This is a genomic window from Jeotgalibacillus salarius (genome assembly GCF_004405125.1).
In the GTDB taxonomy this organism is placed as follows: Bacteria; Bacillota; Bacilli; order Bacillales; family Jeotgalibacillaceae; genus Jeotgalibacillus; species Jeotgalibacillus salarius.
This window is the reverse complement of the sequence record NZ_SORX01000019.1, coordinates 1-22,901: the sequence shown is the minus strand read 5'-3', so window position 1 is coordinate 22,901 and position 22,901 is coordinate 1. Positions and strand designations below refer to the sequence as shown.

The following is a 22,901-nucleotide window of genomic DNA, read 5'->3' as shown; positions in this document are numbered from 1 at the left end:
GAATGGTTTATTTTATTGGTTATATACATATTTTAGAATTTCAACAGTCTGAAAATCCTCTGCTTATAGCAGAGGATTATACAGCGGATGCTGATAGTTCTTTTTCAAGTTCACGGATTTTTAACGCAATATCATCACAAATCTCCTGGAACATAGCCCATTTCGCAAAAGGGTCATTCGCTCTTTTAGCAGGGTTAACAATATTCCAGTTAACAACTTTTTCCGAAAAAGATGGGTGAATACTAATCTCCTCGTCTTTTTCCGGATCCTGAATGAGTACAATCACTTCTGCCTTACTGAGGTCGCTTTCACTTATGCGATAAGGAGTAATGGATGCTATATCTATGCTAATTTCTTGCATTGCCTGTAAAGTGAAAGGGTTTTTTTTGGCCCCGGCCCATCCGGCACTTTTAAACTTAGTACCAGGTATATAGAGTCTGGAAGCCCAGCCTTCAGCGATTGAGCTGCGTTCATGGTTTGCTGATATAAAATAAATTAATCGATCGGCCATACGAACAGCTCCTTTCAATTTCTTGCTTCATAATACACTATACCCATCTTTATAAAAATATATGCACATTGACCTGTTTTCTGTTGCTTGATTTGATTTAAAGAGGGTTAGCAGGTAAATTGATGAGGGTATAGTATAAAAAATGGTTGCTTACAATATAGGATGGAGGTCGCTGCATGAAATTGAATTTAACAGCTAAGATACTCATAGGCTTAGTACTTGGTATAATCGTCGGCCTTGTATTAAATATATTCGCTCCTGAATTATTTAGTACGTTGAATACATATTTATTTAGTCCTTTAGGTGAAATTTTTCTCGGATTAATTAATATGCTCGTTGTGCCAATCGTCTTTTTCTCACTTGTGCTCGGGGTAGCCGGGCTTGGTGATACGAAAAAACTTGGCAGAATGGGTGTAAAAACAATTCTTACTTTTATCACCACTACGGCCATTGCAATTACAATCGGTCTGACCTTGGCAACAGTCATTCAGCCGGGCAGTGATACGTTATTCACTCAGGAAGAAAAAGACGCAGCTCAATTCGAGGAGGAAGAGTCGCCTTCAGTAGGGGAAACGCTTCTGAATATTATTCCTGACAATCCGGTCATGGCAATGGCTGAAGGGAATATGCTTCAGATTATTGCATTTGCAATCTTCATCGGATTAGCAATTACAGTGCTGGGGGATAAGACGAAAGGTGTCTATCAGTTATTTGAGCAGGGGAACGATATTATGATGTTCCTGGTCGGGGTTGTAATGAAGTTTGCTCCATACGGCACTTTCGGATTAATCGCTTCAGCATTGGGTGAAGCAGGGCTTGATTCACTTCAAAGCATTCTCATGTATGTACTTGTCGTGCTACTCGCACTACTCATTCATGCAATTATCACGTACGGCTCAATTATCATGTTTCTGGCGAAGAAAAGCCCGATCTGGTTTTATAAAAATTTCTTCCCTGCAATGACTGTCGGCTTCAGTACATCGTCAAGTAATGCGACGCTGCCGATTTCAATGGAAACTGCACAGAAGGAATTAAAAGTATCGAAACCTGCAAGTTCATTCGTTCAGCCGCTCGGTGCAACAATTAACATGGATGGAACAGCCATTATGCAGGGGGTTGCGACAATTTTTATCGCACAGGTATATGCGGTGGATCTGACATTCGTACAATTGCTGACTGTCGTACTGACTGCTGTGCTGGCCAGTATCGGAACTGCTGGTGTGCCGGGGGTTGGAATGATTCTGCTTGCAATGGTATTAGCGCAGGTCGGTTTACCAGTTGCAGGAATCGGGTTAATTATCGGGATTGACAGAATTCTTGATATGACAAGAACAGCGGTAAATATTTCTGGGGATGCGGCAGTTGCGCTGTATATATCAGAATCTGAAAAGAAAAGAAAAATTAAAGAGCAAAGAGGAGAAGCGTAGTTCACATGATCTCCACTCGCATTTTATTTAAAAGGTTGTATACTTAAAGCAAGTAGAAAAAAAGGGGTAGAGTACAATGAACCTCGGATTTGGTGAAATTCTGATTATCCTGTTTGTCGCACTTCTTGTATTCGGTCCTTCTAAACTGCCTGAGTTAGGAAAGACAGCCGGAAAAACACTTTATGAATTTAAAAAAGGCATGAATTCAGCTATGAAAGATGACGAGCCAAAAAAACCTTCCCGGAAGTGATCTCCGGGAAGGTTTTTTTAGTTATGCGACACATCGGGGCGGGATTGAGTGATTCATTTTTTATCAAGCTTCTAAAAGTGAACCATTGAACTCCGATCCCAGTGTGCTGCCTGAATATTTACTTCTTTACATCATCATAACGATCAAGCGCCCGCAGCCTCGCCGCCTTATGATCAACTATTGGTTTCGGATAATCTTTACCAATATTCACGCCGGCTTCTTTCAGAGCATCTTCCGGAGCACCGGAGGGGTCATGTATATGTTTTGACGGCATCTCTCTCAGTTCAGGAACCCATTTCTTAATATACTCACCGTCGGGATCAAATTTCTTTGATTGTGTAGTAGGGTTAAAAATTCTGAAAAATGGTGAGGCATCTGCTCCGGAACCTGCAACCCATTGCCAGCCCATGACATTATTCGCAACGTCAGCATCAACAAGCGTATCATCAAACCAGTCTGCACCTTTTCTCCAATGAATTAACAAATCTTTTGTCAGAAAAGAACCGACAACCATTCTGACACGATTATGCATATAGCCTGTGGACCAAAGCTCCCTCATACCCGCATCAACGATTGGAAACCCTGTCTTACCTTTTTTCCAGGCATCAAACTGATCATCCTCATCCATCCATTTAAAATGCTTAAATTGATCATTCATCGGATCTGTTTCTGTTTCTGGAAAATGTGTAATCAGAGAGTAAGCGAAGTCACGCCAGACGAGCTGTCTGAGAAACGGTTCACCAGCTGCTTCTGCTGTTTTTTTAACAGTATGGTAGACGCTTCTGACAGAGAGCAGCCCAAGTGCAAAGTATGGAGATAGTGCAGAGCTCGCTTCATCAGCGGGGAAATCTCTTTGAGTTTTATAAACTTTGAGTTTTTTATCGATAAATGCATGGAATCTCCTTACTGCAGCTTCTTCAGATGGTGTCCATCTCTTTTCCATTCCTGCAGTCCAATTGATCTCTGGCAGCAGCTTTAATTCATTAAGTGAGAGTGAATCTTTCTTGTTAAAAGAGATAGTATCCATCTTTTTTACAGATGGAAGGGCTTGAGGTACTTCATGCTTTTGAAGCGCTTTATAAAAAGGGGTAAACACTTTGTAAGGCTCACCGTCATTCTTTTTTACATCCCATGGTGGCAGCAGCAGTCTGCCTTCATAAGTATTTACATTAACCCCTGTTTTATAAAGTGCTTCGCCAATTTCACGATCTCTTTTAAAAACTGAAGGTTCATATTGTCTGTTCCAGTGAATAGACGATGCCTGAAATTTTTCTGCGAGTTCAGGCAGTATTTTAGCAGGACTGCCTTTTAAAATGTAAAGCTTGCCTCCGACAGAATCCAACCTTCTCTGAAAAGAATCAAGCGCATGATGCAAAAACCATTTTTGCGCAGCACCGATCTCTTCATCCTCATCAAAAATATAAACCGGTAATACATCACCGGCTTCTGCAGCATGATAGAGACTCGGATTGTCATGAAGACGAAGGTCTTTTCTGATCCATACGATAGAAGTCATGCTAACGCTCCTTTATTAGGGAGTAATCCCGTTTTCGATCATATCAAAAAGCATTTCTGCCCATTCATCCTGAGGGATTCCCTCTGTGTTTTGAATCAAAACGGATTGAAAAAACACGCCTGCAATTAAGCCGGAAGGAAGGTTGTTTCTGATCGCACCTTCTTTTTTAGCTTTTTCAATCAGCATCATCAATAGTTGAAATAGTCTCCCGGATTGCGCATCCAATTGTTTCAATTGTTCTTTTACTGCGGGAGAGGAACTTTTATCCAGTGAAGGTCTCATTTTGATCATGTCGTATACCTGGGAATACTCCATGAACAAATAAAGCAGATCCTTTAGCGTTAAAAATGCATCAGGCTGCTGACTGAGCTGATCAATTTTTTTCATGACCTGATCCATCAGCATCGTCATATAATCTGCTATAAGCTCGTCTTTATTTTTGTAGTATTCATAAATTGTACTTCTGGCAACTTCAAGCCGTTCTGAAAGTGCTTTGAAATGGAAGCCTTCATATCCTTTTTCTAACAGAAGACTTTCAGTTGCTGCCATCAATTCAGGAATATTCATTTTTCTTTGTCGCGCCATATGCACTCATCCTTTAATGATGTCCTACTGTCAGTATATCGGAAAAAAGAGGTTTAGTGGGAAATGAAGCGGTTTAATCATGCTGAAGACATGAAAAGAACCCTGATTTCTCAGGGTTCGTAATGTGCTGCTTAAAACATTGGAATAATATAATTGATTAAGAACCATATAATACCGATAAAAATAATAATGTAAGCAGCATATTTAATGAATGTAGCTCCTACAAGACCTCTGTCAGTTTTCTGTTCTTTTTGAACTTCGACTCTTTTTTCGTCTGCCATAGTAAGCCCTCCTGATTATCCAATCAGATTAATTAAAAAGAAAATAACTACGATTGCACCGATAATCATTAAAATTGTACGTAACATGGTAACGCCTCCTTAAGATAAATAAAAACTTTGTATTTAATAGTAAGATACCCATACGAGCAACCGGCAAACCCAATTTAATTCATTTTGCAAATAAAATGTTTGCTCAATGCTCTTACTGTTAAATTTTCAATGATTTCTGAAAAATATATTGACAGCTTATATCTGGTAGTATATTCTAATGATGTTCATATAATGGACAAAATTCGTACAGAAAGGAGCTGTGTGTCATGATCATCATCAAACATAAAATAAATTCTGCAAAACTGAATATCACGCAGCGAACTTTTTTCTGACGATCTGAATATTAATGATGTCTGATAAAGGTGTTGTCTGCGTATGCAGTCAGCGCCTTTTTATAAAGCATACCGTGCTTTCAACAGGGCCGGTATGCTTTTTTGCTGCCATTTTTTAATTGATAACAGAATATCTGTTTTCATAAATATTAAAATCACAGGAGGAATGATGAAGATGGTTCACTCACATTATTTGCAGGCAGGTTTCAAGGCGGCTCTGGATAGTGGGTAGCCCGCAATGTACCGGAGTAAAGGAGGTTATCATAAATGTTTGATATTTTTGTAAAACTTGGCTGGTTTTTTAAAGAACACTGGAAGCGTTATACAGCAGCGATTTCACTGCTTTTGATCGCAAATTTATTTGAAGTTGTACCACCTTTCCTGATTGGGATGGCGATTGATGACATCTTTCTTGGAGAACTGACACAAGCACTTTTATTACAATATTTATTAATACTCGTTGGGATTGGTGTAATCACATATGGACTGAATTATGTGTGGCAGTATTTGCTTTTTGGTGGAGCACATGAGATTGAACGCAGGCTGCGCTCAATGTTTATGGGGAAGCTGCTGAAGATGACGCCTGGATTTTATGAAAGAAATCGTACAGGCGATCTGATGGCACGTGCCACAAATGATCTTAAGGCAGTCTCTATTACGGCAGGGTTTGGAATTTTAACGTTGATTGACTCGACAGCTTATATGCTGACAATTCTTTTGACGATGGGATTTTTAATTTCATGGGAGCTTACGCTTGCAGCTGTCCTGCCCCTGCCAATACTTGCTTTTGTCATGAAGATACTTGGAAAAAAGATTCATGAAAGATACATGATTGCACAGGATGCATTTGGTGACTTGAATGATCGCGTGCTGGAATCAATTGCAGGTGTGCGTGTGATCAGAGCATACGTACAGGAAAGAAGAGATGAAGAGGTATTTCTTGAGCATACAGAAGATGTGTACCAGAAAAATATCCGCGTCTCATTTATTGACTCCCTTTTTAACCCGCTGACAAAAATTCTGACGGGTATCAGCTACATGATTGGTCTTGGATATGGAGCCTACCTGGTGTTTAATCAGTCGATTACACTGGGACAGCTCGTGTCATTTAACGTATATCTTGGAATGTTGATCTGGCCAATGTTTGCAATTGGGGAATTGATTAACATTATGCAGCGTGGGAATGCTTCCATGGATCGTGTGAATGAGACACTGAGCAGCAGTCCGGATGTACCGGAACCTGCTTTGGCTGCATCAGTTAATCATATGGATGGAATCGAATTCAGAGAAACTGATTTCCAATATCCTTCTTCAAATGTGCCTAATCTTTTAAACTTTAACCTGAAGCTCAAGAAGGGTATGACGCTTGGTATCGTGGGAAAAACGGGCAGTGGCAAAACAACAATTGTTAAACAGCTGCTTAAAGAATATCCGGCTGGAGCAGGAGACATTTCTATCAGTCAGACAGCGATCGGCGACTTAACGAAAGATCAGCTTCTATCATGGATTGGCTATGTTCCTCAGGAGCATGTATTATTTTCAAAATCGGTACGGGACAATATTTTATTTGGCACGGAAGAAGGGACCGAAGAAGAATTATCAAAAGCAATCAGGATGGCTCACTTTGAGAAAGATCTTGATATGCTGCCTGATGGACTTGAAACGATGGTTGGTGAAAAAGGAGTTGCCTTATCAGGTGGTCAAAAACAGCGTATTTCAATTGCGCGTGCTTTGATTAAAGACCCTTCTTTACTGATTCTTGATGATTCACTATCAGCTGTAGATGCAAAAACTGAAGCAGCAATACTGGAAAATATTAAAAACGAAAGAAAAGGAAAAACGACGATTATAACCACTCACCGTCTGTCTGCTGTTGAACATGCAGATTGGATTATTGTCATGGACAACGGTGAGATCATAGAAGAAGGTGTGCATCACGACCTTCTTGAGAATCATGGCTGGTACTTTGAACAATATGAACGCCAGCAGGTAGAAGAGTCGTTATTGGAGGTGAAGTCATGAGTACAGGAAAACGCCTCTATCAGTATGGACTCATGTATAAAAAAACGATCATCGTTGCACTCATCATGCTGACCATTTCTGTTGCTGCTGAACTGGCAGGACCGTTTATTGCCAAGAAAATGATTGATGATCATATTCTCGGTATTGAAGAAACATGGATAGAAACTGGTGATACAAAGGATGCAGTGCCGTATAACAACACTTTTTACAAAAGAGAGGCTTATTTGAATGATGATGAGGATGGTGGAAGCCAGGCGCACATTTACCAAATCGGGTTAGATTTTTATTTTGTGGACGAACCTGTTGAAGCAGAAGGAGAGCGCATGTATGAAAATGGCCTTCTTACTTTTGGCACCGGGGATGAAGCGACAGGCTATCCTGCCGAGGAGCTGACTGCTGATCAGGTGTTTGCATTCTATACACCTGAGATTCCGAGAATGCTCTGGCTAGTGGCGCTTTATTTCGGATTAACTGTCGTAGCCGCTATTTTTCACTTCGGTCAGGAGTTCCAGCTCCAGCGCTCAGCTAACAGAATTATTCAAAAAATGCGAACGCAAGTATTTAATCATACCCAGCGTTTGCCGATCAATTATTTTGATAATTTGCCTGCGGGAAAGGTAGTTGCGAGAATCACAAATGATACTGAAGCGATCAGAGAATTATACGTTCAGGTACTTGGCCAGTTTTTTCACAGCGGCGTATATATTACGGGGATTTATGTGGCTCTGTTTATCCTTGATCCAAACCTTGCGGCGATCTGTCTGATATTGCTTCCTATTTTATACGTGTGGATGATGTTCTACCGTAAATACGCATCCGTTTACAACCAGACTGTCAGATCTAAAGTAAGCGAAATTAATGCATCAGTTAACGAAGCGATACAGGGAATGAGTATCATCCAGGCTTTCAGAAGTGAAAGTCGTATTCAAAATGAATTTGAAGAAAAAAACACGACTCATTTTCAGTTCCAGAATAAACTGCTGAACTTAAATGCACTGATGTCCTATAACCTTGTAAATGTCTTGCGTAACTTAACATTTGTTGCGTTCATCTGGTACTTTGGGGGTGCATCACTGACTGCCGAATCAGTTGTGACAGTAGGGGTGCTGTATGCATTCGTTGATTATCTGACAAGGTTGTTCCAGCCTGTCACAAGCATTGTCAATCAGCTGGCAAACCTGGAACTCGCGCTTGTAGCAGCAAATCGGGTTTTTGAACTGATGGATGAGGATGGAGAAGAAGTAAAAGATGAACGCATTGAGCGTATTAAAGGGCACGTAGCTTTTAAAGACGTGTCATTTGCTTATAAGAATGACGATTATGTATTAAAAAACCTGTCATTTGAAGCAAAGCCCGGTCAGACCATTGGGCTTGTCGGTCATACAGGTTCAGGGAAATCATCGATCATGAATCTGTTATTCCGGTTCTATGACTGTCAAAAGGGGGAAATTCTCATTGACGGGCAAAACATCACAACATTATCCCGGCAAACCGTCCGTGATCACATGGGGATCGTACTTCAGGATCCATACCTCTTTACAGGTACAATCGCATCCAATGTCAGTCTGAATGATCCCAGCATTTCAAGAGAAAGAATTGAGGACGCTTTAAAGGCTGTAGGTGCAGACCAGGTGTTAACTAATCTTGAAAATGGAATAGATGAACCTGTCATTGAAAAAGGCAGTACATTATCTTCAGGTCAGAGACAGCTGATTTCTTTTGCCAGAGCGCTTGCATTTGATCCGGCGGTACTTGTACTGGATGAAGCAACGTCAAGCGTAGATACTGAAACAGAATCTGTTATACAGCGTGCGATGGATACGCTGAAAACCGGGCGCACAACTTTTATTATCGCCCACCGTCTGTCAACAATCCGTAATGCTGATCAGATCCTTGTGTTAGACCGCGGGCAAATTGTGGAACGCGGAACACACGATGATTTGATGGCATCAAGGGGAAAATACTATCAAATGTATGAACTCCAGCAGGGGAAGCAGCAGGCAGGATAATGCTGCATATGCTGTGAAGACAAAAACCATGACCTTCGTTTGCAGCAGGCAGACGATGGTCATGGTTTTTTGGAATAATAGAACTTATCACTCTTAATAAAAAAAATAAAAAATTGTGTAACATCATTTATATATATTTGTCTAATCATTTATAGGGGGTGGGTCCTTGAAAAAAATGGATCTAGTGGTTGTAGTAGTTTTCGCTTTGTTTTTAGTTGGTGGCTGTACATCAGAAGATATAGAAAAAGTAGATGTCTATGAAATGGAAAGCTTTACTGTTATAAAAGAGGGTTCATTAACTTCTTATACAGACCCTGAAGTGGTTGGTGAATTTGTAAATGCTTTCAAAAAAGCCAAAAAAGAGCCTGGTGTAGTTGAGATGATCGAACCTGAATATAAAGCTGAAATCGGTGAGGAATCTTATTATTTATGGATATGCACAGAATACGGAACGATCATGAATCTGGAAGATTCTCATACCACCTATACTCTTTCAAAAAAATCAGCAAAAAAAATTTTTGATTTATTGGTTGAAGACTAAAGGAGCATTTAAGTTAAAAGTGCATTACCTTATGTTACAGCTGATGATTGGAGCATAAGGCAGCGGCGCATTGTGGGAGGAGGTAGAGATGATCATGCCTCAGCGCCCGGCCGCAAGTCTCCCTGAAGCGGACATCAATTGCCGATATTAACAAAACCAAATCAAACAAAAAAGGACCAAATTCATGGTCCTTTTTCTATTGATCGCATGAGATGGCGAGGAGGCTCAGTGCCCTCTGTCGGCAAAGTCTGAGCCTGAAGCTCAGATCATTAAATATAAACATAAACTTTCTTAATAAGTAATCGCAACTCTCTCCCGCACATGCTTTTTGTCTAATAGAAGAGAATAAGCAAAATCACCCGTATCATACATAGAAATACTTGATGGTTCATCAGGCAGCGTATTCACTTCAATCCGGTACTTCCCGATCCGTTCACCATCCGGTAAATAAGTTGGACAAACAATCGTCCAGTCAAGACCGGCTTCTTTTAGCATTAGATAAGCTCTGCAGTGATCTTCAGCAGCTGTACTTAACCGTCTGTTTGATTCAGAAGAATGAAAACGGAACTTACCCGGTTCTCTTTTTGAATCAAGAATACCTGCAGTACCTATGGTAATAATACGTCTGATGGTATGCTTTCTCATAGCAGGCAGGATATGAATCATTGATTTAGTCAACGCGTCATTTTTATCTGTTCCAAGGGCGCTCATTACTGCATCAGCTCCCCTAATTGTTTTTTCTACATCAGTTTTAACTGACGCATCACCCTGTATGTAAGTCAGGTTTGAATGATTGCTTTGAAGCTCAGCATCTCTGACTAATGCCTGCACCTGGTGACCATCTCCTAAAGCACGTTCAAGGATGACACTGCCGACTCTGCCTGTTGCTCCGAATAATGCAATTTTCATCGTAAAACCTCCTGTCTGATACCGTTTTACTAAGTGTAGCTTACTTGGGGGTATTCGGAAAGATAATTGATTAAGGTGGTGTAAGTGAGTAATTCACAGGGAAATGTTACAATATTCATACAATGATTTGGAAAGGGGATTTGAACATGGATTTTCGTACTGAAAGAGATACATTAGGTGAGGTAAAGGTACCGTCTGATAAGTACTGGGGAGCACAGACTCAGCGCAGTAAGGAAAACTTTCCAATCGGGATTGAAAAAATGCCGCTTGAAGTAACTTACGGTTTTGCTGAGCTGAAAAAAGCAGCAGCCGTTGCAAATTATGATCTTGGGAAGTTATCTCTACATAAAAAGAACGCAATTGTAAAAGCGTGTGATGAAATATTAGATGGAAAACTCAATGATCATTTTCCACTGTCGGTATGGCAGACGGGAAGCGGTACGCAATCTAACATGAATGTGAATGAGGTTGTTGCTTACAGAGCGAATCAATTGTTAAGTGATGAAGGTGTTGATGAGAAAGTTCATCCGAATGATGATGTTAATATGTCTCAGAGCTCGAATGACACATTTCCGACAGCGATGCATATTGCAGCGTATCGCGCGGTGTGCAGTAAGCTGATTCCTGCACTGAATAACTTTACCGATACGCTTTATCAAAAAGAACAGGAATTTTATGAAGTGATTAAAATCGGCCGGACTCACCTGCAGGATGCAACACCTTTAACACTCGGTCAGGAAATCAGCGGCTGGCGCGCAATGCTTGAACGAACAAATACGATGATTCAGGAAGCAAATAAGCATATCCTTTCTTTGGCTATAGGCGGTACTGCAGTAGGAACGGGGATTAATGCGCATGAAGACTTTGGCAAGCTTGTTGCAAAGCAGCTGGTTCTCCAGACAGGTTTCCCTTTTTACTCTTCAGACAACAAATTCCATGCACTTACGAGTCACGATGAAATTGTTTATTTGCATGGGGCAATGAAGGGACTTTCAGCTGATCTGATGAAAATTGCCAATGATATCAGATGGCTTTCAAGCGGACCAAGAAGCGGTATCGGGGAAATTACGATTCCTGCGAATGAACCCGGCAGTTCAATTATGCCTGGTAAAGTAAACCCTACTCAAAGTGAAGCGCTGACAATGATTACAACGCAAATCATGGGGAATGATGCAACGATTGGTTTTGCAGCAAGTCAGGGTAACTTTGAGCTGAATGTCTTTAAACCGGTTATTATTTATAATTTCCTGCAGTCAGTCACGCTGCTGGCGGATGGGATGAACACATTTAACGACAAGTGTGCAGTAGGCATTGAGGCAAACCTTGATGTGATTGCAAAACACGTCGAGAATTCTTTAATGCTTGTGACTGCACTGAATCCTCATATCGGGTATGAGAAGGCAGCGGAGATTGCCAAACTTGCTTTCAATGATGAGTCTACTCTGAAAGAAGCTGCGGTGAAAACCGGCTATTTAAATGAAGAGCAATATGACGAATGGATCCAGCCGATTAACATGGTTAATATTGACCGCTGATCCTCTTAGACAGAAAAGGCCCGCTCAACGTTGAGCGGGCCTTTTGCTATATGGTTAAAGGGGGTAACCAACTTATCTAATGCGCTGCTCAGTTTCCACATCGAAGAAGTGGCACTTGTTCAGGTTGAAAGCAAGCTCAACTTTTTGTCCTGCTTTAATATCTGAACGTGAATCAACGCGTGCTACAAAGTCCTGATTGGCAAGCTTTGAATAAAGCATGAGTTCAGCACCAGTAAGCTCAGAAACTTCAATGTCAGCCAGGAATTTAGATCCTGATGATGATTCAAGGAATACAGGCTCATCGTGAATATCTTCAGGACGAACACCAAGAATAATATCTTTACCTACATAATTCTGATTGCGTAAAACCTTCATTTTACCTTCAGGAACTTCAAGTGTTTGTCCTTCCACTTCAAAGCCTGTATCTGTCAGCTTACCGCTGAAGAAGTTCATTGCAGGAGAACCGATAAATCCGCCAACAAAAACATTTTCAGGGTTATCATATACTTCTTTAGGTGAACCAACCTGCTGAATCAGACCTTCTTTCATAACAACGATTCGCGTAGCCATTGTCATTGCTTCAGTCTGATCGTGCGTTACATAAATTGTAGTCGTCTGAAGGCGCTGGTGAAGCTTGGCAATTTCAGCACGCATCTGAACACGAAGCTTAGCATCAAGGTTTGAAAGCGGCTCATCCATCAGGAATACTTTTGCATCCCGAACGATTGCACGACCAAGAGCAACACGCTGACGCTGACCACCTGAAAGTGCTTTAGGCTTACGATCAAGAAGTGCTTCAAGTCCAAGAATATTAGCAGCATTCTTCACACGCTTATCAATTTCAGCTTTATCAAATTTACGAAGCTTAAGACCAAATGCCATGTTGTCATATACGCTCATGTGCGGGTAAAGTGCGTAGTTCTGGAATACCATTGCAATGTCACGGTCTTTTGGTGCTTTATCATTTACACGCTCATCGCCAATATAGAAGTCACCTTTTGAAATCTCTTCAAGGCCTGCTACCATACGAAGTGTTGTTGATTTACCACAACCCGATGGTCCAACGAATACGATAAATTCTTTATCTTTAATATGAAGATTGAAGTCAGATACTGCTGTAACTTCCTTATCATAAATTTTGTAAATGTTTTGCATTTTTAATTCTGCCATGTTAATTCCTCCAGTATGTACGTGATGTACGTTTGTTGTAAATTCATTGTATCCTTCAATGTAAGCCTTTCCAATAGGCAGGTTGCACAAAAAAGAACTGGTCATTCGTCACAATGACCAGTCCTCTTTTATTTGAATTCGCTGATTCCACTCAAGGCAGGCAAAATATGCGATTAAACCGCCATTAAATGTTTTAATATCGATGCCTGCTTTTTCAGTGAATTTATCAAGCCTGTATTGCAGGCTGTTGCGGTGCATATAAAGCAATTTTGCGGTACTGCTGACATTCGATAAGTTTTCAACAAAGCTCTGTATGATTTTAGGCAGGTCCCGCTCGCTATCAAATAGTTCGAAAATAGCTGCAAACAGTGTATCTTTTTCAAAATCAGAAAATCGATTAATCAGGTTAATCGGCATCACATCAAAAAGGGAGAGTACTGATCGCTTTGATTCGAAAGGAATGTACCGCTCAAACCATGATTTCTCCATTTCAAGCATCGTTCTGGTACCCTTGCCAACACTATGGAAAGAACCGGCAAAAAACGTGACTCTCATTTCTAAATCATTTTCAATCGCCTGTGCAGCTGATGAGAGTTCATCGAGCGACAGCGTATCTTCAGATTGAGGTTCAATCACAAAACCGCTGTATTCATCCTTTTGAACGATCACAGCATGGTTGGAAAATACATAATGAAGCGCCTGTTCACCTTCCATTTGGAAAGGCGAATCACTCATATACTGGACCAAACGAAAAACTCTGCCAGATTCGAAAGGACATTTTGCCGTTTCGTCAGAAAGAAATCTGACCCATTCCCCGGCCGGACCGGAAGGTGGAGGGGAAGAAGGTGTTAAAATTAAAGAAATTAAGTCTTTTTCCCTGTCAGAAAGTGTTGTTTTAGAAAAACCGATAAATTGATCAGATTCAGGATCACGGTACCATATGTAATGAAGCTGATTGTCCTGAGGAATCTGGTCAGGAAGTTTTGCATCGGGAAACGTGTTAAGAATTGAATGAAGCACTGTCAAAAGATCACCCTGTTTCTCTATATGAATACGTTAAAAATATCACGATTCTTTTTTTCACACAACAAACCGGCTGGATATCCAGCCGGTTTGCCGTTTGCCGGCCGAGAGATTAATCAGCTGGCGGGGATTCAGTTTCTAACTCTCTCGCTTCTTCGATATTTGTCCTTTGACCATAGCGGAACACACTTCCACCCGCCATCCCTTCGTTAATAAAACGGTCCACATCCAGTGCAGCCTCGTTCCGACCTTCATAAGAAGTGTCCGGAAGGAAAGACAAATGACGTTTCATCGAAAGCACCCCCTGACCCTTAATTTATGTGAGTCAGCGGAAAACTATACAAAAGTTAATCATCATATACGTGATAAAGCATTAAATCATGAATTTGCTGCCTGACTTGATCCTGATTGCGCTCAGGTTCATCAGAAAGCCATTCAATCCGGCCGTTTTTATGATAAATCCCTTTGATCTGTTTACCCAGATATGTAAATGAAAAGCTCCATCCCGGCAAATCTTCTGCGTATAATTTCTTGTATTGAAAATGCTGTATCATACGATCCTCCATAGTATATTTTTCATCAGTATAGCATGAATAAAAAAGCAATTCTGAACATAACTATAATTGTTACGAAAGGTAATTGTCTATTTGACGCAGGTCTTTTTGTCTTCTGCTATACTGAGAAGGAAGTGTATAGTGGAAGGTGAGAATATGGAGACAGCATTACTATTATTAATCATGATGACGGTGGGAGCAGTGATCGGTGGATTTACGAATTCACTTGCGATCAAAATGCTTTTCAGACCGTACAAACCTGTATATATCGGCAAGTGGCGCGTACCTTTTACTCCCGGACTAATTCCAAAAAGAAGAGAGGAACTGGCACGTCAGTTGGGTTTAATGGTCGTGAACCACCTGTTAACCGCTGAAAGTCTCAAGGCTAAATTTCTCAATACGGAAAAAGAACAGGCTCTGACTGCATGGCTGCAAAAGGAAGGAAGTAAAATATTTGAGATTGACGACTCTGTAGAAACAGTCTTCAATCGCTTTGACCTTGAGTCCCCCGTCCCGTATCTTGAGAATACGATGGACAGCTGGATTGAAGGCCAGTATGAACAGTTAAAAGAAAAATATATGTTTCTGACGCTTCGGGAAACATTGCCTGAACAGTGGCAAAACCGTCTCGATAAGAAAGTAACAACAGTCAGTACATATATTCTTGAAAAAGGTGAAGATTACTTTGCGTCTGAAGAAGGAAAAGAAAAAGTTCAAACAATGATTGATGATTTCCTGAAAACGCGTGGTACTCTTGGCAGTATGGTTCAAATGGTCATGGGAAATACTTCATTAAGTGACAAAGTTCAGCCGGAGATTATTAAATTTTTGAAACATCCAGGTACACATGATATACTCGAACAGGTTTTGCACAAAGAGTGGGAAAAAGTGAAGGATTGGCAGTGGGAACGCGCGTTTTCGATTGTCACTGACCGTGATCTCATCATTCGGCTCCAGGCAATATTAAAAGAGCGAATGAACCTGAATGAATGGATGAATAAACCGTTTGGAAGCGTTATTCAGCCACTTGAAAACAGGCTGATTGAAGATTTAATTCCTAAGGCTTCATCAAAAGCGAAAGATATGTTAATTGATCGGATTGAAGAGATCCTTGCGAAGATGAAATTACAGGAAATCGTCAGAGAACAGGTAGATTCTTTCGAAGTTTCACGCCTGGAAGAACTCGTACTTGGCATTTCAAAAAGGGAATTTAAAATGATCACCTATCTGGGTGCGCTGCTTGGCGGGTTGATTGGTCTTGTTCAAGGTGTTTTTGTGCTCGTATCGGGCCTTTAAGTCAGAAAATGTTTAACACTGACTTATGAGGGCAAACATGAAAGAGCGAATATTTAAGGAGGTTTTACGTATGGCAGTAAATCTATTTGATCAGGCAAATGAATTAGAGAGTGCAATTCGTCAAAGCGAGGAATTCACTAATTTAAGAGAAATGTATGACGCTGTAAACAGCGATGAGTCAGCGAAAGGGATCTTTGAGAACTTCCGCAATATTCAGCTTTCTCTTCAGCAGAAACAAATGAACGGTGAAGAAATTTCACAGGAAGAAGTTGAGCAGGCTCAGAAAACAGCTCAGCTTGTACAGCAGCATGAATTAATTGCGAAGCTGATGGAAGCAGAGCAGCGTATGAGCATGACAATTCAGGAATTAAACAAAGTGATCATGAAGCCTCTTGAAGAGCTTTATGGCGCGATGGAAAATACTGAGCAATAATGTTAAAGCCGTTCAGGGAAACCTGAACGGCTTTTTTTATGCTCTTTCTTCAAGAGAGGCAGCAGCTTCAGCTACGCCTGCAGCTTTTTCTGAGATTTCATTCAATGTAATGACCAGTGTACTTACATCTTCATTAATTTGTGTGTTTTGACTTTTCAAATCATTCATGGAAGTCATAATGTCTTCGAATGATTCACTGGTTGAGATAATGCTGTCACGCTCAAATTTGAACAATTCCTTCAATTCAAAGATTGAATCCTCAATTGTTTTCGTTTTAATATTTGTATCTTTAAGTAAATCGTAAACCTGTGAAACAGATTCTTTCGTATTTTCAGCAAGCTTTCTTACTTCATCAGCTACAACAGCAAATCCTTTACCATGCTCACCTGCACGCGCGGCTTCAATAGAAGCATTTAATGCCAGCAGATTGGTCTGATCTGCAATAGAAGTCACCATGTTTGCCACTTCTGAGATCTGGCTGTTCAAGTTATTCAGCTCTTTAATATTCTGTTCAGTAGACTGCATTTTATTAGAAATCTGTTCACTTTCTTTTTTCGTTTTATCCAGTCGTGACTGCTCTTCGCCAGTTTTATTCTGCAGGTCTGTCGCAACATGGGAACCGTTTTGTGCACGGTTTGACAGATGCTCAAGTGCTTCTTTCATCTGTCGGACGTTTTCACTTGTAGAGCTGCTGTTGTCAGATAATGTTGCAGCACTTGATTTTAAAGTATCGAGAAGGTCTTCGAGACGATTTTGCTCTGCTACAAGCTTCGCCTGGAATTGATTTTCATATGCTTCAAGCACGATTTGCATTTCGAGATTCAATAATTTCGAAATGGCACGGATCAGACTGAATTTATCTTTTTCGTTAAATGGCAGCGATTCAGTCATATCAATGAACGAGTTCAACAGGTCCTGAAAGGCAGCAATATACCACTTCGGGTCAAGCCCGATATGAAGGTGAACTTCAGCTATGCGGTTTCTCTTCTGAATGAATTGCTGATCAATTTTTCCGCTGAACATTTCCTGAATGTGTATTGTTAATGTTTTTTTAAGACGTTCAATTGAACTGTGATCATTAATAATTGATAAGAGCTGCGGCTCGTGGCCAATCGTTTTGTAAAAATGTGATACGATTTGCTCTATGTTATCAGTTACATAAGGCTTAAACGCCATTAAAATCTGTAGATCATATTTAGAAAGCGCGATCATGCTCAGCTGTTTAGCTGTTGTAATTTCCTTTGGAAGGTCAATTTTAACCTGGCTTTTGAATTCTTCGGCTACCATGGCTAAATCCGCCTTCTTTTCTCTTGTACGTGCCCACTTCATAATAATTTAAATCCCCCTTAAAGTTTTCTCTTTCAATAATATCGACCTGTATCAGTAATAAGTTAATGGCAGGACTGAAATATTAATTGCACTAGTGGCTTCCTGCGAGGAGGATTGTGTCCTGACAAGCCTTCTTACCAATTCGCGTGTCTGTCCTTACCCGTGTCAGGAGTCTCTATCCTCCACAGCAATAGCCAGCTTGAATTTGCATTCAAAAAATAAATGATAGAACAATTATACTATAAATGATTAAAAAATAGGTAATTTAACTCAAATAAAATTAATTTGATTAAAGTGTTGTGAGAATATCCAACCATTTTTTAGATTTTAAAGGATATTTGGAGGTGAACAGGGAATAAGTGAATGAAGATTCATTTTTAGGGGATGGAGTGATTAAAATGGAAAAACAGTTTGAAACGTTGAAAGTGAAATTACAGGGGAATACAGCAGTGCTTTCATTCAACAGGCCGGAAAGTCTGAATGCATTAAATTTGCAGATGATGAATGAGCTGTTAGAAGCGTTAAATGAAATAAAAAGAAATCCTGACCTGCAGGTACTTGTGCTGAAAGGTGAAGGGAAAGGTTTCTGTTCGGGTGGAGATATTAAAGCAATGCTTCAAATGAATGGGGAAGAGGATTTCCAGCATTTTATGAAAGTCATTAATGATTTATCAGTGACTTTATATACGATGCCAAAAATTACAGTCAGCGCAATCCATGGTGCGGCAGCGGGACTCGGTCTGAGCCTGGCATTAGCAACTGATGTGATTATTGCAGAAGAGCAAAGTAAACTGGCGATGAACTTTATCGGAATTGGTCTCGTTCCGGACGGAGGCGGCCACTTCTTCATGCAGGAACGACTTGGCGCACAGAAAGCGCTGCATACAATTTGGCGCGGTGATATTCTGAATGGTCATGAAGCATTATCTCTTGGTCTGATTGACAGAGTGACAGCTGAAGGACGAATAAATGAAGAAGCAGATGAATTCGTCAGAACAATTAATCATAGTCCGGTAAAGGCAATGATGGAATCTAAATCTATTTTAAGAGCAAGCAGAAAAAATCAGCTAGTTGATATGCTCGAAATGGAAAAAGAAGCGCAATGGAAAATGAGGCAAACAAACGATCATATGGAAGGTATACAGGCATTTGCTGAAAAAAGAAAGCCTGTATTCAAAGGGAAATAATAAAAGACGGGGCCGCAGAGCCTCGTCTTTTACTGTCATTATGTATGAAATACTACGAGTTTTCCTCTTGGTGAAACGACACGGTGAGTGTTGTTAAGCATACCTTCTTCTTCGAGGCGCTTCTCACCAAGAGTCTTCGCTTCTTTGTCATCTTCTGCCTCGAAAGAATCTTCTAAAAGCAGTTCTCCTTTTGAGCTGAATGCCGTGATCTTATAAATATCCATTCCAATCATCTCCTTTTGTCCGTATCCTTATTATTACATAGTACGTTTGTTACGTGAAGTATAGAAAATCTAAAAAAATGAACCTTTTTTTCAGTATATCCGTATAAAATAGAGAGGCAGGTAAAAGGGGGAAATAAAATGTTACGGATCGATAATGTTACGAAAACATTTGGTGACTATACAGCTGTTGACCAGCTCACGCTTTCCATACCAAAGGGTGAAATGTTTGGCTTTCTTGGTGCGAATGGAGCGGGGAAAACGACCACTTTCCGAATGATTCTGGGGCTGATTGATATGACTGGTGGAACGATTAGCTGGAATGGAGAGTCGATTGGCTATCACACGAGTAATCGAATCGGTTATCTCCCTGAAGAAAGAGGGCTATATCCTAAGATGAAAGTGAAAGAGCAGGTCGTCTATTTAGCCAGACTTAGAGGGATGGACAAAAAAGATGCTGAAAAAGAGCTGACGGGCTGGCTTGAAAAATTTAATGTGCCAGAATATGAAAATAAAAGAGTGGAAGAATTGTCGAAAGGAAATCAGCAAAAGATACAATTTATTGCATCTGTTATACATAAACCTGATTTACTCATTTTGGATGAGCCTTTCAGCGGGCTGGATCCAGTAAACGTTGAACTGCTGAAAAAAGCGGTATCAGAACTAAAAAGCCAGGGAGTAACCATTGTATTTTCCAGCCACAGAATGGAGCATGTGGAAGAACTGTGTGAAAGTTTGTGCATCATTCACCGCGGCTCACCAATCGTGCAGGGAAAACTGAACGAAATTAAAAGAGATTTTGGTAAAAAAAACTTATGGATAAAAGCAGATTTTGAACTTGAGGATCTTGAAGCATTACCTGGCGTTGTGAAAGTGAAAAGGCTGATTGGCGGTGCAGAACTTCAAATTGAAAATGAAGAAGTATCACAGGAAATCCTGTCATTGCTTCAACCAAAAGGTTTTATTCGGCAATTTTCACTAGAAGAACCTTCATTGAACGATATTTTCATTGAAAAGGCAGGTGCTTCTTATGAATAGATTCGGATTAATTTTAACCAAATCATATATGAATAAAATTAAAGCAAAATCTTTTCTAATTACTACAATCATTTTTACGTTAGTTATTATTGGTGCGACAAATTTTCAATCAATTACTTCTTTATTTGATGGTGAAGGCGGGGAAAGTGATGAAAAATGGCAAGTAGTCGTTTATGAGGAAGATACAGATATTGTGAATAATCTCTCCGGTCAGACAGCCATTTTGAACACTGAAATTGAAATTACTGCAGGTGATAACAGCCGTGCCGAGCTTGAAGAACAGCTTGAGAACGGTGAGTTTGATGCACTTTTATCAGTTAACATGACAGAAGCGGGAAGAATAGATGCAGAGTACCTGTCCGCTTCTCTGACAGCAAATGCTTATTCAGGAGACTTGCAGACAGCACTTCAGACGATCCAGTCGAATATGGCAGCAAACCGACTGTCATTAAGTGCAGATGAACTTGCTACATTAAACATGCCGGTATCTTTCTCACAATCGGCATACGTGGAGTCTGCTAAGTCAGCAGAGGAGCTTGATCAGGCGAGAGGATTAGTCTACGTGCTGATATTCGTAATCTATATGTCAGTATTGATTTACTCCATGATGATTGCTACTGAAGTCGCAACGGAAAAATCATCACGTGTAATGGAAATTTTGATTTCCAGCGTACCGCCGATTCAGCAAATATTTGCAAAAATTATTGGAATCGGACTTGTTGGACTGACTCAGATTTTTATCTGGGCAACTGTCGGAATTATTTCAGTTAATTTGAGCAGTGATTCTCTGGAGGGTGGAATATACTCTTTATTCGATTTTACTTCAGGATCAATCAGTACAATTATTTATGGTATTGTATTTTTCATTCTTGGGTATTTTCTGTATGCTACACTGGCAGCTTTTCTCGGCTCACTTGTCAGCAGAACAGAAGATCTTCAGCAGGTATTAATGCCAGTAAATATTCTGATCGTTGGGGGAGCGATGCTTGCTTTTTATGGGCTGGCTACACCTGAAGCAGGATTTATTACGATCACGTCGTATATCCCGTTTTTTACACCACTCGTTATGTTTACGAGGGTGGGCATGCTGAACATTCCGCTTTGGGAGCCGGCACTTGCCATATTACTAACGGTCCTGTCAATTTTAGTGTTAGGATGGTTTGGAGCGAAAGTTTATCGCGGAGGCGTATTAATGTATGGCAATTCATCTTCATTAAAAGATATTAAACAGGCAGTTCAATTATCAAAAAAAGAAAAATAATAAACGTTTACAGAGATAGCCGGTGTTTCTGCCGGTTATTTCTATTTGTGAATAGCGGATTTCTGATATAATCAAGGAACAAGTGTTCTTTTTTAGAAGGGTGATCTGCAGATGAATCAATACAAAGGAGAGATTGCGTATGAAAGGAATTACTTTTTTAAATCCCGGGGATCCAGTTGATCAGTATTTACTGATCAAACAAATGACTAAAGGTGTAACGACGGCGGGAAAACCTTTTTTAACACTGATATTTCAGGATAGAAGCGGTGATATTGAAGCGAAATTATGGGATGCAGGTGATGAAGAGGAACGTAAATATCAACCGCAAACCATTGTTAAAGTTGCAGGTGATATTCACAACTACCGTGGGAAAAATCAGCTCAGACTGAAACAGATCAGACCGGCTTCCGCGCAGGATAACGTGAAAATGGGTGACTTTTTGGAGACTGCACCGCTTTCAGTGGAAGAGATGAGTGAAGAACTCACTCAATATATTTTTGAAATGAAAAACCCGGTCATTCAAAGAATTACGCGGCATTTGTTAAAAAAATACCAGAAACCTTTTATGGAGTTTCCTGCAGCGACAAAAAATCACCATGAGTTTGTGTCAGGTCTTGCTTATCATGTTGTATCGATGCTGAGAATGGCAAAGTTTTTAGTCGAACAGTACCCTTCTTTAAATAAAGACCTGCTGTATGCCGGAATTATATTGCATGATATGGGAAAAGTAAAAGAATTGTCCGCGGCTGTATCAGCAACCTATACAATTGAAGGCAATCTGCTGGGCCACATATCTATTATGGTGAATGAAATTGCTGAAGCCGCAAAAGAGCTTGAAATTGATTCAGAAGAAGTACTGCTTCTGCAGCATATGATTCTTTCACATCACGGAAAAGCTGAATGGGGATCGCCTAAACCTCCAATGCTGATGGAAGCGGAGATGCTGCACTACATTGATAATATTGATGCCAAAATGATTATGATGGACAGAGTGATCAGCAGAACGAATTCAGGCGAATATACTGAAAGAGTATTCGCACTTGAAAACAGATCGTTCTATCGTCCGCATATGTACGACCAGGATAAGTCATAAGCTTGTACGCGCCTGCATAAAGTGAATGAAGAACTTAAAAGCAGGAGGCGTGTATATGTTTCCAATATGGATTGATTTAGCAATTGGTGGTGCTGTACTTAGTCTGGTTATGTTTGTCAGAACTGCTTATGTAGACCGGAAACAGGAAAAAGATTTTATAGAAGCACATGGTAAAACATATATTCAACGAATGAAAAAGGAAAAGAAAAAACGTTTTTCAACTGAATTGAAGGACTAAAAAAAGCGGGAGGCACATGTACATGTGCCTCCCGCCAGACTGTTGAAATTCTAAAATATGTATATAACCAATAAAATAAACCATTCATT

24 protein-coding genes are annotated in these 22,901 nt (G+C 40.3%); 13 read left to right on the top strand and 11 right to left on the bottom strand.

Annotated features, from left to right (window positions below; all coding sequences use genetic code 11):
• Positions 1-76 precede the first annotated feature (76 nt).
• Positions 77-511 carry a low molecular weight phosphatase family protein gene (locus E2626_RS16885; RefSeq protein WP_134383347.1) on the bottom strand — a complete coding sequence of 145 codons (435 nt, stop codon included), beginning with the start codon at positions 509-511 and terminating at the stop codon, positions 77-79.
• Positions 512-687: 176 nt separating this feature from the next.
• Between E2626_RS16885 and E2626_RS16880 the strand changes: the two genes are divergently transcribed.
• Both E2626_RS16880 and E2626_RS16875 read left to right on the top strand, forming a co-directional pair.
• A complete protein-coding gene (locus tag E2626_RS16880) occupies positions 688-1,938 on the top strand; it encodes a dicarboxylate/amino acid:cation symporter (RefSeq protein ID WP_134383345.1) in 1,251 nt (416 codons plus the stop codon).
• A 76-nt stretch (positions 1,939-2,014) separates the two neighbouring features.
• Complete coding sequence (locus E2626_RS16875; protein WP_134383343.1) at positions 2,015-2,188, top strand: twin-arginine translocase TatA/TatE family subunit; 174 nt, start codon at positions 2,015-2,017, stop codon at positions 2,186-2,188.
• 118 nt (positions 2,189-2,306) lie between these two features.
• Here the strand turns inward: E2626_RS16875 and E2626_RS16870 are convergent, their stop codons facing one another.
• The 3 genes from E2626_RS16870 to E2626_RS17305 form a co-directional block, all read right to left on the bottom strand.
• A complete protein-coding gene (locus E2626_RS16870; RefSeq protein ID WP_134383341.1) occupies positions 2,307-3,704 on the bottom strand; it encodes a cryptochrome/photolyase family protein in 1,398 nt (465 codons plus the stop codon).
• Between the two features lie 15 nt (positions 3,705-3,719).
• Entirely contained in the window at positions 3,720-4,289 is a 570-nt protein-coding gene (locus E2626_RS16865; RefSeq protein ID WP_134383339.1) for a TetR/AcrR family transcriptional regulator, read from the bottom strand.
• A 131-nt stretch (positions 4,290-4,420) separates the two neighbouring features.
• Positions 4,421-4,570, bottom strand: a complete 150-nt coding sequence (locus E2626_RS17305; protein ID WP_166786867.1) for a hypothetical protein — start codon at positions 4,568-4,570, stop codon at positions 4,421-4,423.
• Between the two features lie 650 nt (positions 4,571-5,220).
• Between E2626_RS17305 and E2626_RS16860 the strand changes: the two genes are divergently transcribed.
• The 3 genes from E2626_RS16860 (at position 5,221) to E2626_RS16850 (ending at position 9,525) form a co-directional block, all read left to right on the top strand.
• Positions 5,221-6,975, top strand: coding sequence for an ABC transporter ATP-binding protein (locus tag E2626_RS16860; RefSeq protein WP_134383337.1), 1,755 nt, complete (start codon positions 5,221-5,223; stop codon positions 6,973-6,975).
• Entirely contained in the window at positions 6,972-8,984 is a 2,013-nt protein-coding gene (locus tag E2626_RS16855) for an ABC transporter ATP-binding protein (RefSeq protein ID WP_134383335.1), read from the top strand. Before E2626_RS16860 ends, E2626_RS16855 begins: the two co-directional genes overlap by 4 nt.
• A 175-nt stretch (positions 8,985-9,159) precedes the next feature.
• The gene (locus tag E2626_RS16850) at positions 9,160-9,525 is read left to right on the top strand and encodes a YhfM domain-containing protein (protein ID WP_481808270.1); all 366 of its coding nucleotides are present in this window, start codon (positions 9,160-9,162) and stop codon (positions 9,523-9,525) included.
• Between the two features lie 291 nt (positions 9,526-9,816).
• Here E2626_RS16850 and E2626_RS16845 read toward each other — a convergent pair whose 3' ends face one another.
• Entirely contained in the window at positions 9,817-10,434 is a 618-nt protein-coding gene (locus E2626_RS16845; RefSeq protein ID WP_134383331.1) for an NAD(P)-dependent oxidoreductase, read from the bottom strand.
• Positions 10,435-10,580: 146 nt separating this feature from the next.
• On the opposite strand from E2626_RS16845, the gene fumC reads away from it, so the two are divergent.
• Positions 10,581-11,969: a class II fumarate hydratase gene (fumC, locus tag E2626_RS16840; RefSeq protein ID WP_134383329.1), complete on the top strand. Its 1,389-nt coding sequence runs from the start codon at positions 10,581-10,583 to the stop codon at positions 11,967-11,969.
• Between the two features lie 72 nt (positions 11,970-12,041).
• On the opposite strand, the gene E2626_RS16835 is transcribed toward fumC, so the two are convergent.
• The 4 genes from E2626_RS16835 to E2626_RS16820 form a co-directional block, all read right to left on the bottom strand.
• Positions 12,042-13,139 (bottom strand): ABC transporter ATP-binding protein, encoded by a 1,098-nt coding sequence (locus tag E2626_RS16835; protein WP_134383327.1) that lies wholly within the window; start codon positions 13,137-13,139, stop codon positions 12,042-12,044.
• A 108-nt stretch (positions 13,140-13,247) separates the two neighbouring features.
• Positions 13,248-14,159, bottom strand: coding sequence for a helix-turn-helix domain-containing protein (locus tag E2626_RS16830; protein ID WP_244094369.1), 912 nt, complete (start codon positions 14,157-14,159; stop codon positions 13,248-13,250).
• Positions 14,160-14,274: 115 nt separating this feature from the next.
• Positions 14,275-14,454: a hypothetical protein gene (locus E2626_RS16825; protein ID WP_134383323.1), complete on the bottom strand. Its 180-nt coding sequence runs from the start codon at positions 14,452-14,454 to the stop codon at positions 14,275-14,277.
• 55 nt (positions 14,455-14,509) lie between these two features.
• Positions 14,510-14,716, bottom strand: a complete 207-nt coding sequence (locus E2626_RS16820) for a DUF5342 family protein (protein ID WP_134383321.1) — start codon at positions 14,714-14,716, stop codon at positions 14,510-14,512.
• A gap of 156 nt (positions 14,717-14,872) precedes the next feature.
• On the opposite strand from E2626_RS16820, the gene E2626_RS16815 reads away from it, so the two are divergent.
• The gene (locus E2626_RS16815; protein ID WP_134383319.1) at positions 14,873-16,012 is read left to right on the top strand and encodes a DUF445 domain-containing protein; all 1,140 of its coding nucleotides are present in this window, start codon (positions 14,873-14,875) and stop codon (positions 16,010-16,012) included.
• A 70-nt stretch (positions 16,013-16,082) separates the two neighbouring features.
• A complete protein-coding gene (locus E2626_RS16810; RefSeq protein ID WP_134383317.1) occupies positions 16,083-16,445 on the top strand; it encodes a YlbF/YmcA family competence regulator in 363 nt (120 codons plus the stop codon).
• 36 nt (positions 16,446-16,481) lie between these two features.
• Here E2626_RS16810 and E2626_RS16805 read toward each other — a convergent pair whose 3' ends face one another.
• On the bottom strand, positions 16,482-17,774 hold the full coding sequence (locus E2626_RS16805; RefSeq protein ID WP_134383315.1) for a globin-coupled sensor protein: 1,293 nt from the start codon (positions 17,772-17,774) through the stop codon (positions 16,482-16,484).
• A 398-nt stretch (positions 17,775-18,172) separates the two neighbouring features.
• On the opposite strand from E2626_RS16805, the gene E2626_RS16800 reads away from it, so the two are divergent.
• Positions 18,173-18,961: an enoyl-CoA hydratase gene (locus E2626_RS16800; protein ID WP_134383313.1), complete on the top strand. Its 789-nt coding sequence runs from the start codon at positions 18,173-18,175 to the stop codon at positions 18,959-18,961.
• 38 nt (positions 18,962-18,999) lie between these two features.
• On the opposite strand, the gene E2626_RS16795 is transcribed toward E2626_RS16800, so the two are convergent.
• Positions 19,000-19,185 (bottom strand): YhzD family protein, encoded by a 186-nt coding sequence (locus E2626_RS16795; protein WP_134383311.1) that lies wholly within the window; start codon positions 19,183-19,185, stop codon positions 19,000-19,002.
• A gap of 138 nt (positions 19,186-19,323) precedes the next feature.
• Between E2626_RS16795 and E2626_RS16790 the strand changes: the two genes are divergently transcribed.
• From E2626_RS16790 to E2626_RS16775, 4 genes are all read left to right on the top strand, one after another.
• A complete protein-coding gene (locus E2626_RS16790; RefSeq protein WP_134383309.1) occupies positions 19,324-20,220 on the top strand; it encodes an ABC transporter ATP-binding protein in 897 nt (298 codons plus the stop codon).
• A complete protein-coding gene (locus tag E2626_RS16785; RefSeq protein ID WP_134383307.1) occupies positions 20,213-21,481 on the top strand; it encodes an ABC transporter permease in 1,269 nt (422 codons plus the stop codon). Before E2626_RS16790 ends, E2626_RS16785 begins: the two co-directional genes overlap by 8 nt.
• A gap of 139 nt (positions 21,482-21,620) precedes the next feature.
• Positions 21,621-22,574 (top strand): 3'-5' exoribonuclease YhaM, encoded by a 954-nt coding sequence (gene yhaM / locus E2626_RS16780; protein WP_134383305.1) that lies wholly within the window; start codon positions 21,621-21,623, stop codon positions 22,572-22,574.
• Between the two features lie 55 nt (positions 22,575-22,629).
• Complete coding sequence (locus E2626_RS16775; protein WP_166786866.1) at positions 22,630-22,812, top strand: sporulation YhaL family protein; 183 nt, start codon at positions 22,630-22,632, stop codon at positions 22,810-22,812.
• Positions 22,813-22,901 lie beyond the last annotated feature (89 nt).